Below are 13,626 nucleotides of genomic sequence, written 5' to 3' on the forward strand. Positions count from 1 at the left end.
AAGGTTCGGAAGCAAAGCCCATGTCAACGACGTCTCTCGAAAAGAGCAAAATCCGGATTCTGCTGCTGGAAGGCGTGCACCAGTCCGCGCTAGACACCCTGAATGCTGCAGGCTACACCAACATTGAGTATCTCAGTCACTCTCTGACCGAGGAAGACCTTATCGAGAAGATTGCCGATGCGCACTTTGTCGGTCTTCGCTCGCGTACTCAGTTGACCGAGAAAGTATTCGAGGCTGCTAAAAAGCTGGTGGCCGTGGGCTGTTTCTGCATCGGAACCAACCAGGTTGATTTGCAGGCGGCTACCCGTCGTGGCATCGCCGTATTCAACGCGCCATTCTCCAACACTCGCAGTGTTGCTGAGTTGGTGCTGGCGCAGGCTATTCTGCTGCTGCGCGGTGTTCCTGAGAAGAGCGCCAAGGCGCACCGTGGCGAATGGCAAAAATCAGCCAAAGACAGCTACGAGATTCGTGGTAAAAAGCTGGGCATCATCGGTTACGGCAACATAGGTACGCAGTTTAGTGTTCTGGCTGAGAATCTGGGCATGGATGTGTACTTCTACGATGTAGTCTCCAAGCTGCCTATCGGCAATGCCACTCAGGTAGGCTCATTACAAGAGCTTCTCAACATTTCAGATGTTGTGAGCCTGCACGTTCCAGAAACAGCTGCAACCAAGTACATGTTTAAAGCAGAGCAACTGGCACAGATGAAGCCCGGCTCTATTCTGATGAACGCTTCACGGGGTACGGTTGTTGATATTGAAGCTCTGGCAGACACACTGAAAAGCGGCAAGTTGCTGGGCGCTGCTATCGATGTGTTCCCAGTTGAGCCTAAGTCCAACAATGAAGAATTTGTGTCTCCATTGCGGGAATTCGACAACGTGATCCTAACCCCACACGTGGGCGGCTCCACCATTGAAGCCCAGCAAAACATCGGGCGCGAAGTGGCTGAGAAGCTGGCTATGTACAGCGACAACGGCACTTCGGTTTCTTCTGTAAACTTCCCAGAAGTCGCTTTGCCAGCGCACCCAGATCAACACCGCATACTGCACATTCACGAAAACGTGCCGGGCGTGATGTCTGAGATCAACCAGGTGTTCTCCGAGAACGGTATCAACGTATGCGGTCAGTACCTACAAACCAAACAAGATATTGGTTACGTAGTGATTGATGTCGACAAGGCCTATGGTGAACTTGCCCTAGAGAAGCTGCTCAAGGTAAAAGGCACCATCCGCGCCCGCGTGCTGTTTTAAGGGGCTATCGTCCTCATAAAAAAACCGGAGCTGTTATGCAGCTCCGGTTTTTTTATGTCCGGACAAGGCCGGGAGTTCAAACTGGTTTTAGCTTACTTCGTAGGGATCAGCGTTAGCTCAACCCGACGGTTCTGCTCACGGCCACCCGCGTTGTCGTTAGAGGCAATAGGGTAACGCTCGCCGTATCCAACTGCACGGGTACGCTTAGACTCGATACCTTGGTTAAGCAGAAAGTCTCGCACGGTGCCCGCACGGCGCTCACTCAGCAACTGGTTATAGCTATCAGCGCCGGAGCTGTCTGTGTGCCCTTCAATCTGGATGGCGGTTTTGCTGAACTCTTTCACCACCAGTGCCACCGACTCCAGAGTATCTGTGAAACCCGGGCGGATGGACGTTTCGTTCAACTCGAACGTGATGTTCCCGGGCATGATGAGCTCTATTTCATCCCCATTACGAACAACCCGAACACCTGTGCCTTTCAGCTTGTGTCTCAGCTCTGCTTCTTGCCGATCCATGTAATAGCCAACGCCACCACCAACGGCTGCACCGCCTGCCGCACCAATCAGTGCGCCTTTACCACGGTCGCTCTTGCTTGAGGTTGCAGCGCCTATGGCTGCACCACCGATAGCGCCGACAATGCTGCCTTTGGTGGCATTCGAGGTTTTCTCTTCATCTGTGTATGGGTCATACGTCATACACCCGGCAAGGCCCATGGTCGTCACTGCTACTGCGAGCATCGTTTTCTTCACAGAATTCTCCTGTGGTTGGTTTTTTCTGCAGGCGCCGTTCAAGCTTCGTGCCGTCAAATCTCCCTAATCTTCTCATCACGACTTCAGGAGTTTTCAGGGGCGCCGGCGGTTGTCTCCTTAAACGTATCAATAATCGTATTGAACACAGTTGCTTGTAAATCTTTGGCTTCATTTACCAGATGGTGTCTGCCGTCGGCGATTTTCACTACTTCTACCGATGCAAACTTATTACGGATAATTCTCAGATTGTGCTGCCAGTCTACTGTCTGGTCTTTTTCACCCTGAACAACCGTAACCGGGAAGTTTACCGGGCGGGCAGATTCGATGTGTGGAATCCAGGTGCGCAGCGCGCTTACCCAATCCACGTGAACGGCTCTTGCTTGCAGCGGATCGTACTCCCGCAGGAAGCGCAAAAAGCGGGTATTGCCACTGTTCGCTGAAAACGCACGCTGCCATCGAGTAAGAAATGGCTTTGCCACCGTGTGCAACACTCTGGCACCTAACCAGCCTGCTGGCCGCACCAGAGGCGCCAGCAGTACCACTTTACGAAACTCCGAGGTTTCCCGCGAGTGGTGGTTCGACAGTAGGTAGTCAATCAGGATGCCTCCTCCCGTACTCTGTCCAACCGCAAACCATGGCCCACGGATTTTGTCACGGACATGAGTCAGAACTTCTGACAGCACCCCCTGATATTCCAGGAAACTGCCAATTGCCGCCGGTGTTCCGCTGGAAAGCCCATGGCCCGGCTGATCATACGCCAGCACATCAAAACCGGCCGTCAGGCAACGATCAATCAACTGGCTATACAAGCCCACATGATCAAAATAGCCATGCAAAATGAACACAGTGCCTCGCAGCGCACGAGGTTCCGGCAGCCGGAAATAATGCACCATGACGTCATGCTGATCCGCCGTGACATAGCCCTGATGGTATTCAACTTCCGGGTGTTCCACCCAGAGGTCAAGGCCATAAAAATGGCAGTAAGCCACCATTTCTGTACTGAGCTCTCTCCGCTCTTGCGGATCAAATGGCTCAAGCCTGTCCAGCAGGGATCCACGATCCCAATCCGGTATTTCTATGGTATCTGTTTTCCAGTACACGTAGAGTTAAACGCCTGTCATGAATAGATAATACGAATGTTGATGCACAATCCTAACCCATAGCGGGGGCATAACACAGATGTTGCAACATGTTCTTGAAACCGCACTGCGCCAGACCATGAACCGTTTGGTCAAGCCGTTTCTTCGCCCGGCAATACCGGTTTCAGTACAACGTACAGTAACTCGCCAAGCCTACCGAAGCTCGGTACCGCCCCGTGGCTGCCGATTCCAGGCAGGCACACTAGCAGGCATACCGGTTATCAGTAGCTCCTTTGGCCAAGCCACACGCGGCGCCGTGCTGTACCTGCACGGCGGCGGCTACATCATTGGCTCTGCCGCAACCCATAAAGGCCTTACTGGACACCTCGCCAAAGCAAGTGGGTGCATGGTGGTTGCACTGGACTATCGCCTTGCCCCAGAACATCCTTTCCCGGCCGCATTAGACGACGCCGAAGCCGCTTGGCTGGCGCTGATTGATGAAGGGTTTACGCCCGAACAAATTGCTATCGCAGGTGATTCTGCCGGTGGCGGCCTGGCGATTGCACTGGCTATGCGCTTGCGTGACAGCAATCAACCGCTGCCAGCATCCCTTACGGTTTTTTCACCCTGGACGGATATGACCCAGCAAGCGCTGTATTCACCAACGTGCGAACCGGTGCTGCAAGTAAGCTGGATAGCCAAGGCTGCCACACTTTACGCCGGTCAGGAATCCCTGCGCAATCCCCTGCTTTCACCCGTGTTTGGGAATTTCCAGGGCTTGCCACCGCTATTGATTCAGGTCGGGAGCCAGGAAATTTTGCTTAACGATGCGGAACGACTTGCAAGAGCAGCCCGTGAGGCTGGCGTAAAAACCCAGTTTGAGGTGTTCAACAACCTTTGGCACGTGTTCCAGATTCACTGCGGGCAACTAGACAGAGCTACCGCTGCCGTGACAACCGCAGGCGAGCATATCAGAGAGCATCTGGCAGACTGAGCGTGCCTAGCACAAGCGCTTCTTTGCGCCGCCTTGGCCACTGTTTAATATGCCATTCCAGCTTTGATGCCCGGCTACGGTCGCCTGCCGGCGAATAGAACACCAGCTCCAGCGGGCCCTTTCCCCTCAGGCTTCGCGCGCCCTTAGGGGCACCGGCCTGGTGTTCGGCAAAGCGGCGGGATACATCGGTGCTGATACCGGTATAAAGCGCGCCACTGGCGGTACGAACCATATAGACAAACCAGTCACTGGCCACCGACTAGCCCCTTCTCACGCGACTTCAGCTTTTTTTGCTGTAACCAGAGGCCCAACACGATTAGCACCAAGCCGATATAAGTCGACGGCAGAATCTGTTCGCCAAGAATAAAGTAGATGAACACGAGTGACAGGAACGGCGAAATAAAAATCAAATTGCTGACTCTGGATGTGTTTTCCGCCTTTTTCATGGCATAAGACCAGAGCACAAAGGCTATGCCCATCTCGAACACACCTACATACACCGCAGCAGCCAACGAGCTTGTTACAGGCAGCGCCAACCCCTCAGTCCACCAGCAAATCAGCACGATTACCGGTAGGCCGAACAGAAAGTTGAGAAACAACCCAACCACCGGGTCCCGAGTATCACGGGTAGCAATAATCCAATAAGAGGCCCACACCAGAGTGCTGCCAATGGCCAGCGCGACACCTAGCGGATCTGAAAAACTCAATGTGGTCACGGCACCCCGGGTAGCAATTACCACCACCCCGGCGTAACACACCAGCCCGGCCAGAATATCCAGCTTACGCAGTCGATGTCCTAAAAAGGGCACCGACAGGTATGCCAGAACCAGCGCCCAAGTATAATTTAACGGCTGGGCCTCTTGGGCAGGCAACCGGTCAAAAGCACCAAAAAGCAGAAAGTAGTAAAGACAGGGGTTTATCAGGCCCATACCAAAGGATTGAACGTATTGCTTTTTTTCCAGTGAAAACACCAAATGCCAGCGCTTCTGCAACACTAAAATAATTGCCATAACCACCACAGATGCGGTGCAGGCAACCAGCAGCATCTGCACAGGCGCAAGATCTGCAAGGGCTAACTTGAAGGCCGTCGCAACCGTGGACCAGAGCAAAACGGTGCCCAGCCCATACAACATGGCCGTTTTCTGATCTTTCATTCCGGTGCTCCTGGCTGATCTCGTACACTGCCATTTTCAGACTGGTGCTCATCGCCGTTTTCACCAGTCGGCTCACTGGCGGCCAGCCAACGGTACAAAGTACGCCGGTTAATACCTAAAATTTGTGCGGCACGGCGTTTGTTGCCGTTTACCGCTTGCATCACCTCTCTTACATAGCCCTGTTGCAAATTATCCAGCGTCGGCCATTCAGAGATGTTGTCATCTGCTCGAGTAGACTGAGGGCTGGAAGCACCGCCTTGGCGCTTGCGAATACGTTCAGGCAGATGATCGGGTTGAATGGTATCGCCTTCACAGAAGGTCACTGCCCTCTCGATTGCACTACCCAGTTCACGGACATTCCCAGGAAACGGGTAATCCATCAGGGTGCGGGAGCTTACTTCACTGAGTTTTAGAAACCCGCGCTGATGCCGGCGCGCAGCTTCTCTTACAAAATGCATAGCAAGCAGATCAACATCATCCCCACGCTCCCGAAGTGGCGGAATACGAAGGCTCAGGGTTTCCAGCCGGTAGTAGAGATCTTCCCGAAAGCTGCCCTCGCGCACGGCTTTGAGCAGATCCACATGGGTAGCCGCCAAAATTCGCACATCCACCGACTCTTCCTGGTCCGAGCCAACCGGTTTAACCATACCTTCTTGCAATACCCGAAGCAGCTTTGCCTGCAACCCCAGGGGCATTTCCCCAATCTCGTCCAGCAACAAAGTGCCGCCGTGGGCTTCTGCGAACAGGCCTTTTCGGGCCTGACGGGCACCGGTAAACGCACCCGCTTCGTGGCCAAAAAATTCACTTTCCATGAGTTCCCCCGGGATACCCGCGCAATTAACTGCCACAAAAGGCTTGGCATCTCGCCCACTGGCCCGGTGGATGGCTCTGGCTACCAACTCTTTACCGGTTCCGCTTTCGCCACAAACCAACACTGCGGCTTCGCTACGGGCAATCTGACGAATTTCCGTACGCAGCCGAACCATGCTTTCATGCTCGCCAATCAAACCAAGAGATTCGTCGGCGCCATTGTGGGCGAGAAACTGCTGAAGTTGCCGGGAGAGATCCGCCTGGGTCAGTAAGCGTCGTATTTTTAGACGCAGGTGGTCAGTGGACAGCGGCTTGGTCAGAAAGTCATCCGCGCCTGCTTTCAACGCATCAACTGCCTGATCCACCGTTCCGAATGCGGTAATGATAATAAAAGGCAGACTGTGCCCGCCTGTTTGGGTGGCCTTAAGAAGCTCCAGCCCATCGCCATCCGGTAAGCGTAAGTCTGAAACAACCAAGTCTGGCGTTTCTGTTGCGAGCAGCCGACATCCCTCGTTCACCGTGCCGGCGCGAGTTACCCGGTAGCCATCCAGCTCCAGTTCCTCGCTCAAAAGCAGGCCTAGACTGGCATCGTCTTCTAGCAGCAGTATGGTTGCCTTGTGTTCACTCATGTTGTCGTCTCCACCGGCCAGAACAAGCTCATTCTGCAACCTCCAGCTTCGCTGGCTTCGATTTCAATTCGGCCACCGTGTTCTTTCAGTACACTACTGACTACCGCCAGCCCAAGCCCTGTGCCTTCCCCAGCCGGCCGGGTGCTATAAAAAGGTTCAAACACCGCTTCCCGCTTTTCCGCCGCTATGCCCGGGCCATCGTCGTCCACTCGCACCTCCCATTCGCTGTGGGCATGATGCAAGGACAAAACAACTTCAGAGCGTGCTGCCTGGCAGGCATTGCGCACCACGTTAAGACACGCCAGCCCCAATCTCACCGGCTCGGCTTTTACCCGGGCATCCACCTCTAGGCCTGCGCTCAGCAAACGCTTTCCGCGACACTTTTTATCCTCACCGGCACGATCCAACACATTCTTGAGAACAGCATTAAGGCTGACTGGCCGCCTTGAATCGGGCACATGGCGAAAGCAATCCAGCAGCTGCTGAATAATAGTGGTCATGCGCCCCACCTGGTAACCGATATCCTCCAATTGCCGGCGCTGCTCACTCGATAGTTCATGACGTGCCAGAATATCGGCGCGCCCCTGAATGACATTTAACGGCGCGCCCAGCTCGTGAGCGACACCACCGGCCACGCGACCAATCATCGCAATTTTTTCCTGATATTCCAGGCGCTCAGCGAGTTGACGTTCTTTCTCCACTCGCTGCTTTATTTCCTCTTCCGCTCGGGCCATACGTTCGCCCATCTCCCGCACACCACCATATATTTGCCGCAGCTCACGGGGGCCAGACGGCTTCGCATCAAGCCGCCAATAGCCAGGGGCCAGCTCACCCATGATGCTCAGCAACCTGCTTACATGGCGGCCAACAGCGCCATAATGCCCAAGCACCACCACCAGAATGATCGTGACCGCCAGCGCCGACCAGATAGACACGGCCCACAGGCGGATTGAAGCCAGCAGCTCATAAAAATCGCTGCGCCTTCTGGTGATCTGCAACAGACCCTGTATTCGGCCGTCATTAGCCACTAGGGGCGTGAAGTGGGAGAACACTGACTGCCCGTCTACTCGCCGAAAGGCTCCGCCAAGTTCACCGCTGTTGATCACCTGTTCCGCGCTGGCGCTGTTCCCCACATCTGTGTCAGCAAGGCCCAGGCTGGCGATTCTAGCGCCATCTTTATCAAATACCGACGCACCAGAGACCCGACCGATCCGGAAAATTGATTTCAGGGAATCGCCAATCACCAGCTCGTCTTTTTCTTGCATCGCCCGGGAAAGCGGGCCGCTGGCAGCGCGAGCCACCAGTTCCAGATCTTCCTGTAAGCGATCATTCAAAGCTTTCTCTACAGCCCCAAACCCCAAATATATGCCAAGCGCACTGATAACGAGCAAAGGAACCACAATGCTCAATACGAGCGTTAGCTGTATCGACCCGATGATCTGCCCGGCGTTTCTCAAAGAAGGTTTCATTCTGCCTCCAACGACATAATTGCCACACTCTTTTGCCACATGTGGCATTTCGCCACAACCCTTATTACTTGGGGTTAATTGATAAAATCCCGTAACACCATGATTTTAAATAATATATATATATACAGAGAACCTGGCACGGCACGTGTATTAGTTTTTGGTGACTGCAAATGAAACAGGAGATGTTGATTATGAATAAGCTACTTGTATCCATTACCGCATCCATTGCTCTGCTTGCCGCCGGACCGGCCTTGGCTCAGCAGAACCAGCAAAGCCCGGCAGCCGCCGGAGACTCCAGCGGCTACTCCAACCCAGCAGCTGCGGGCACTCAGAAAACAGACTATACCGATGCGGAATTGAAGCAATTCATCTCGGCGCAGGAAGGCATTACAGATGTGCGAGAAGAGTACATCGAGAAAATTGAAGGGGCCGACTCTCAGGAGAAAGCACAAGAACTGCAGATGAAGGCAAACGATGAGATGGTATCAGTCATCGAGGATGCCGATATGGACATCCCAACCTACAATGCCATTGCCACCGCGTACAGCAGCGAGCCGAAGGTACGTAACCGCATTGAAGCGTTGATGTAAACACCGGCAGAAACCGGACCAACTGTTCGTCAGTTTAGCCCCGCATTTGCGGGGCTTTTTGCATTGTAGGTACCACCAAGCCAAGTCAATTTCCCGTAACCGGTGCCGATACAAACCTCACACCTTGGCGTGCCAGCTCTGCGGAACCGCGCGCCGTGAGTTCGGAAATAAATTGAAACTGTTCTTTGGGGTCAAACGGGTAAGCCTTCAGCCGATAGTGCATGCCCCATGGCTTATTAAAAACAATCACCAACACAGGCTGCCAGGTTTTTGTTCGCGGGCTGGTAAACGCTACGTCTCGAAGCATCTCCCGCACCAGGCTCACATCGTGGTTCGCCTCAAGATGAAAATCTGCAACACACATGAGGTTGTCGGTGCCATCGTTACCGTTTGCGATCAAAGAGTTCCACAACTTATTGTGAGGAATGATCACCACTGTGTCATCGGGCGTAACAATCTCGGCCGCGCGAGCACCTATCGCCCGCACTTCGCCATAATGGCCGTCCACTTCAATCCAATCACCTGGCCGATAAGGCATTTCGTACAACGTAACAATACCGGCGATCAAACTGTTGGCGTAATCCTTGAACGCAAAACCAAGGGCCAAAGCCAGCGCGCCAAAGATGGCCACCATGTTCTCAAATGACGGCTCAACCAGTATTGGAATCACAATCACAATAGTGGCCAGAATAATCAACAGGCGAAGCAAGGGAACGGAAGCTAATAGATAAAGGCGTGGTTTGCCTCCCAGCCTCTCAGCTACCCGGGGCAGCACTTTCTGAACCGCCAGTGTGATCAGTGAGGCGATCACAACAACCAGCAAAGCTTTCAGCAACGCCTGCCCAGTAATGGACGCAAAGGCCTCCTTAATTCCAAGATCTTCCATCATGGCTGGCTCCTAAAATTGGTCTACCGGGAATCCCCAGCTCTGCAGGTGGCGCCTGATGGTAGGGTAGCCGATAGCGGTTACCTGCCAGCGTTCACTAGGCTGATCGTAGATTACCAGCTCAGCACGCATCAGACGGGAAAGCACGAGACTCAGTTCGGCAGCAGAAACACCAGTAACAGCCTCCAGTGAGGCCGCATTAAGGCCGTTGTGTAACAATAATCCGTGAAGCACAAACCCAGTGACGCTCTCTTGGCTCTGGGGCATTGTCGGCAAACTCAACTGAGCCAGCGGCACAACCCAGCAATCTGCTGCTCGGCTCTGTTTTTCTGCGTTTTGGTCGGCCTCATCCAGGTCGGCACCCTCATCCGGCCGCGCACGCAAAGATCTCTGCCAGATAGCCAGGGCTACGCCGGCGTTACCACGGGACGTAGCGGCCAGGTCACGTAAAAAAGTGCTGTATTTACGTTTTTTACTACTTTTGTCTTTTTCAGCTTCGGTTGTTTCGGCGAACGGCAGCACATATAGGCCATCCCCCGTCATTCGTGCGATCACAGATGATTTACCGTGACCCGACGCAAGATGCGTAAACCATATGCTCAGCAGTTCGGCATCCAGGGCTGCGGGGGTCCAGGGCGACATCTGGGCATCCTCAAGGTAATGCCCCCAGTATCGCCAGCACCAGCTTGAGCACCCAACAATACCTGCACCTGCCTCGCCATCTGCGATCCGGCGAAATAACTCTTTAACCAAAGCCAAACCCGAAAGACGCCTGAGCCAGAAATCTGCAAGCTCGGGAATCACCCAAGGCCGAGACAAATCCTGCTTATCCCACCATTCGATTGCACTTTGGTCGTCAAACAACAACGTATCCGGCGGTGAAATGACACGCCATGCTTCGCCCCTGGTTTCACACAGGCCTACCGGGTCAGGTTGTGAAAAGCGGGTAAGCGCCTGCTCCACGCCAGAAAAAGGTGGGGCGACCAGGCAGGCGACCTCTCGGATGAGTGAACCGCTGGATCGTGCGCTCTTAAGGCCACACGCAATAGCTGCAGCCTGGTCTGAACGATTCGGCTCTGGCACCAACCGTCTTTGCTGAGCGGCAGACAGCTCCGGCAGTTCATCCATACTTTCAAAAGGATCTTCGGTCTGGGACACACCTGCCCGCAACTGTGTAAGGACGTTGCGAATGGCATCCTTGAGCGAGCGGTGCACGGATGTTTGCGGCAATGTCCATTGTTCAACAGGTACCAAACCACCTGGGAGGCAAGGATCAACTTTATTCTCGTTCGTTTTATTCATCATTCCGGTGTCAACCAGCCGTGTTCATGCGAAAGGCCGAGAGCCTTCTCTGCGGCAACATCCTCAATCATGGCAGCAAAGCGATCACCAAACCCCCATGGTGGGTTGATCACCAGCATACCGGAACCAGTCATACCTCGCTCCGGCGGCGTTTTCAGGTGGACTTCGCTGCACCACACCTTGCGTAGCGGGCTGTCTTTTACCGCCTGTTTCAGAGTAGCTTGTAAATCACTGGTTAAAACCGGGTACCACACAAGGTAAACCCCGTGGCGGCACTTCTGCCAGGCTTTGTGCAAAGTATGTGCAACATCAAGGTACTCAGATTTAATCTCGTAGGAGGGGTCAATCAGTGCCATTAGCCTGGGCTGCTTGGGTGGTAGCTGCCTCAACAACCCCTTCAGGCCGTCTTCGTGCAGAACCCGCACTCTCTGTTCGACGGCCCAATCAGCAAGTTGGCCACTTTCAGAGGGGTGTAATTCAAAGGCCGTCAACGAATCGCCGGGGCGCAGACTCTGACGAATCCAGGCTGGAGAACCGGGATAAACAGCCAGCTGGCCCGCACCTGCGTTGAACTGCGATAGCACCTGCATAACCGATTGCCAGTCGTCAGAGCTTAGACCGCTCCGGTGCGCCCAAAGCTTTTGCACGCCGGCATCCGCTTCTGCGGTTTTCCGAGCACGCTCGCTCGTGAGATCGTAGATGGCGCTACCGGCGTGGGTATCAAAGCAGGCTATAGCGGAGGGCTTCGCCTGCATCATGGAAAGAATAAGCGATAGTGCCGCATGCTTCTGAACATCAGCAAAGTTCCCGGCGTGGAAAGCATGGAGGTAACTCAGCATAAATTGGCTCCCTAGCAACAGGAGCCATTAAGCCCGAGCGGGCACCGTCAGTGCAAGGAAATCAGGGGTTCATGGCCGTTCTCAAAGGAAAGACGTTAGTCAGTACCTCTGCTTGCGGGGGACGATTGGCAAGCGCCCCACTTCTCACTACTCCCTCGACGCACACTGTCTTTCTCAGCTGATTTGCGCAGTGACTGCCAAGCTGAGAAAACACTTTTTGAAGAACCTGCCAACCGAACCACTGATTCACTCATACGCTTCCTCCCCCGAATAAAAAAATGCTCAGGTCGGAATTTAGCATTACAAATCTTATTTGCAAATGATTCTCATTAATAAATATTATGTCGCCTTACTAGTATTTATCGGTGTGCGACACACGCCTAAGTATTCTTGCGTTGCGATGCTTTAGCCAACATAATTACGAACGATAATACATCCTATTACCATAATCGTTCCTCGAATTCCGGAGTTCTCAATGAAAACAATGTTTCGACCGGCCCCTCTGGCACTCACTATCGCCGCCGCCCTGAGCGCTGGCTGTGCCAATACCACCTCGTCAGATTCAGCCGCCTCGCAGCCCGCTACCAAAGCCTCGGTTGTAGAGCACTACGCCAATTTGGCCCATGCCGGTTATGAAGATGCACTGATTACTGCCAAGGCCCTGGATGAAGCTATCGATCGATTGTTGGCCAACCCAACCGAAGCCAATATGAAGGCTGCCAAAGAAGCCTGGCTTGCGGCGCGGGTGCCATATCAGCAAACAGAAGTGTTCCGCTTTGGTAACGTGGTAGTAGACGACTGGGAAGGTCAGTTGAACGCTTGGCCGCTGGACGAAGGCCTGATCGATTACGTGCAAGCGGACGACTACCAGTATGAACTGGGTAACGCCGGAGCCACCGCTAACATCATTGGCAGCAAAAGCGTAAATGTTGGTGGTGAAACGATTGATGTCACCAACCTGACCCCCGAACTGCTTGCCGACCTGAATGAAATTGGCGGGTCAGAAGCAAACGTAGCCACCGGTTACCACGCGGTTGAGTTTTTGCTTTGGGGCCAGGACCTACATGGCTTTGAGCAGGGCAACGGCGAGCGGCCGGTAACCGATTACCTTACTGGCACCGACTGCACCAATGGCAATTGCGACCGCCGCGCGGACTACCTAGACGCAGTCACTGACCTTCTGGTGTCTGATCTGGAATGGATGGTAGGCCAGTGGGCAGCGGATAATTCAGACAACTACCGCAGCCAACTTGTGAGTGCCAGTGCTGACGAAGGCGTTCAAAAAATGCTGTTCGGCATGGGTTCCCTGTCGCTTGGCGAACTGGCCGGCGAGCGCATGAAAGTGGCTCTGGAAGCCAACTCATACGAAGACGAGCACGATTGTTTCAGTGACAACACTCACAACTCTCACTATTACAATGGCCAGGGTATTCAGAACGTCTATACCGGCAATTATCGTCGTGTAGATGGCAGCCTGGTATCTGGCCCTTCACTGTCTGATTTGGTAGCACAGAGCAATCCTGAGCTGGATGCCAACTTGAATGAGCAGCTAAAGGCTTCTATGCAAGCTTTGGGCGTGATGAAGAGCAAGGCAGAATCAAGCCAGAACCCCATGCCATTTGATATGATGATCGCACCAGGCAACGCAGAAGGTGCAACCATCGTAAATGGCGCGATTATGGCACTGGTTGAGCAGACAGGTTCCATCGAGAAAGCAGCCCGTCAACTGGGCCTTGAAGCCCTGTCGCCAGACGATGCCGGCCACGCTTTCTAATAACGCATTAGAAGCGGACAAGTTTCCGGGGGCGTAAGCCCCCGGTACTCATAGAATAAGAACAAGCCATGGAAAGCCTGCTTTGAAAAGAGCGGATTTTC

Annotated in this window: 13 protein-coding genes; 4 read left to right on the plus strand and 9 right to left on the minus strand. The window is 53.8% G+C overall.

The genetic code is table 11. The features are described 5' to 3' along the window. Positions 1-20: 20 nt before the first annotated feature. Entirely contained in the window at positions 21-1,250 is a 1,230-nt protein-coding gene (gene serA / locus ACTH3S_RS04480) for a phosphoglycerate dehydrogenase (protein WP_441807889.1), read from the plus strand. A gap of 92 nt (positions 1,251-1,342) precedes the next feature. On the opposite strand, the gene ACTH3S_RS04485 is transcribed toward serA, so the two are convergent. Together ACTH3S_RS04485 and ACTH3S_RS04490 are read right to left on the minus strand one after the other, a co-directional pair. Beyond that, on the minus strand, positions 1,343-1,999 hold the full coding sequence (locus ACTH3S_RS04485; RefSeq protein WP_441807828.1) for an OmpA family protein: 657 nt from the start codon (positions 1,997-1,999) through the stop codon (positions 1,343-1,345). 83 nt (positions 2,000-2,082) lie between these two features. Next, positions 2,083-3,099, minus strand: coding sequence for an alpha/beta hydrolase (locus tag ACTH3S_RS04490; protein WP_441807829.1), 1,017 nt, complete (start codon positions 3,097-3,099; stop codon positions 2,083-2,085). A gap of 79 nt (positions 3,100-3,178) precedes the next feature. Here ACTH3S_RS04490 and ACTH3S_RS04495 point away from each other — a divergent pair, with 79 nt between their 5' ends. Next, entirely contained in the window at positions 3,179-4,072 is an 894-nt protein-coding gene (locus ACTH3S_RS04495) for an alpha/beta hydrolase (RefSeq protein WP_441807830.1), read from the plus strand. Here the strand turns inward: ACTH3S_RS04495 and ACTH3S_RS04500 are convergent. From ACTH3S_RS04500 to ACTH3S_RS04515, 4 genes are read right to left on the minus strand one after another with little or no spacing between them, the layout of a single operon-like run. Continuing rightward, positions 4,050-4,328, minus strand: coding sequence for a GIY-YIG nuclease family protein (locus ACTH3S_RS04500; protein WP_441807831.1), 279 nt, complete (start codon positions 4,326-4,328; stop codon positions 4,050-4,052). The two genes, ACTH3S_RS04495 and ACTH3S_RS04500, sit on opposite strands and share 23 nt — an antisense overlap. Beyond that, positions 4,318-5,226, minus strand: coding sequence for a DMT family transporter (locus tag ACTH3S_RS04505; protein ID WP_441807832.1), 909 nt, complete (start codon positions 5,224-5,226; stop codon positions 4,318-4,320). Before ACTH3S_RS04505 ends, ACTH3S_RS04500 begins: the two co-directional genes overlap by 11 nt. After that, positions 5,223-6,665 (minus strand): sigma-54-dependent transcriptional regulator, encoded by a 1,443-nt coding sequence (locus ACTH3S_RS04510; protein ID WP_441807833.1) that lies wholly within the window; start codon positions 6,663-6,665, stop codon positions 5,223-5,225. Before ACTH3S_RS04510 ends, ACTH3S_RS04505 begins: the two co-directional genes overlap by 4 nt. Beyond that, complete coding sequence (locus ACTH3S_RS04515; RefSeq protein WP_441807834.1) at positions 6,662-8,134, minus strand: ATP-binding protein; 1,473 nt, start codon at positions 8,132-8,134, stop codon at positions 6,662-6,664. Before ACTH3S_RS04515 ends, ACTH3S_RS04510 begins: the two co-directional genes overlap by 4 nt. Positions 8,135-8,325: 191 nt before the next feature. Here ACTH3S_RS04515 and ACTH3S_RS04520 point away from each other — a divergent pair, with 191 nt between their 5' ends. After that, on the plus strand, positions 8,326-8,724 hold the full coding sequence (locus ACTH3S_RS04520) for a DUF4168 domain-containing protein (RefSeq protein ID WP_441807835.1): 399 nt from the start codon (positions 8,326-8,328) through the stop codon (positions 8,722-8,724). 85 nt (positions 8,725-8,809) lie between these two features. Here ACTH3S_RS04520 and ACTH3S_RS04525 read toward each other — a convergent pair whose 3' ends face one another. The 3 genes from ACTH3S_RS04525 to ACTH3S_RS04535 are packed head-to-tail and all read right to left on the minus strand — an operon-like array spanning position 8,810 to position 11,751. Continuing rightward, positions 8,810-9,613, minus strand: a complete 804-nt coding sequence (locus ACTH3S_RS04525) for a mechanosensitive ion channel family protein (protein WP_441807836.1) — start codon at positions 9,611-9,613, stop codon at positions 8,810-8,812. Positions 9,614-9,622: 9 nt separating this feature from the next. Then, a complete protein-coding gene (locus ACTH3S_RS04530) occupies positions 9,623-10,915 on the minus strand; it encodes a hypothetical protein (RefSeq protein ID WP_441807837.1) in 1,293 nt (430 codons plus the stop codon). Continuing rightward, complete coding sequence (locus tag ACTH3S_RS04535) at positions 10,912-11,751, minus strand: 23S rRNA (adenine(2030)-N(6))-methyltransferase RlmJ (protein WP_441807838.1); 840 nt, start codon at positions 11,749-11,751, stop codon at positions 10,912-10,914. Before ACTH3S_RS04535 ends, ACTH3S_RS04530 begins: the two co-directional genes overlap by 4 nt. 475 nt (positions 11,752-12,226) lie before the next feature. On the opposite strand from ACTH3S_RS04535, the gene ACTH3S_RS04540 reads away from it, so the two are divergent. Further along, positions 12,227-13,525 (plus strand): imelysin family protein, encoded by a 1,299-nt coding sequence (locus ACTH3S_RS04540; protein ID WP_441807839.1) that lies wholly within the window; start codon positions 12,227-12,229, stop codon positions 13,523-13,525. Positions 13,526-13,626 lie beyond the last annotated feature (101 nt).

The organism is Marinobacter sp. (genome assembly GCF_052094685.1).
Classification (GTDB): Bacteria; Pseudomonadota; Gammaproteobacteria; order Pseudomonadales; family Oleiphilaceae; genus Marinobacter.

What these genes read in the sequence shown, in the direction of transcription:
- ACTH3S_RS04505 (WP_441807832.1), bottom strand. Translation starts at nt 5,226, where the DNA reads ATGAAAGATCAGAAAACGGCCATGTTGTATGGGCTGGGCACCGTTTTG.
- ACTH3S_RS04535 (WP_441807838.1), bottom strand. Translation starts at nt 11,751, where the DNA reads ATGCTGAGTTACCTCCATGCTTTCCACGCCGGGAACTTTGCTGATGTT.
- serA (WP_441807889.1), top strand. Translation starts at nt 21, where the DNA reads ATGTCAACGACGTCTCTCGAAAAGAGCAAAATCCGGATTCTGCTGCTG.
- ACTH3S_RS04495 (WP_441807830.1), top strand. Translation starts at nt 3,179, where the DNA reads ATGTTGCAACATGTTCTTGAAACCGCACTGCGCCAGACCATGAACCGT.
- ACTH3S_RS04525 (WP_441807836.1), bottom strand. Translation starts at nt 9,613, where the DNA reads ATGATGGAAGATCTTGGAATTAAGGAGGCCTTTGCGTCCATTACTGGG.
- ACTH3S_RS04540 (WP_441807839.1), top strand. Translation starts at nt 12,227, where the DNA reads ATGAAAACAATGTTTCGACCGGCCCCTCTGGCACTCACTATCGCCGCC.
- ACTH3S_RS04510 (WP_441807833.1), bottom strand. Translation starts at nt 6,665, where the DNA reads ATGAGTGAACACAAGGCAACCATACTGCTGCTAGAAGACGATGCCAGT.
- ACTH3S_RS04515 (WP_441807834.1), bottom strand. Translation starts at nt 8,134, where the DNA reads ATGAAACCTTCTTTGAGAAACGCCGGGCAGATCATCGGGTCGATACAG.
- ACTH3S_RS04520 (WP_441807835.1), top strand. Translation starts at nt 8,326, where the DNA reads ATGAATAAGCTACTTGTATCCATTACCGCATCCATTGCTCTGCTTGCC.
- ACTH3S_RS04530 (WP_441807837.1), bottom strand. Translation starts at nt 10,915, where the DNA reads ATGATGAATAAAACGAACGAGAATAAAGTTGATCCTTGCCTCCCAGGT.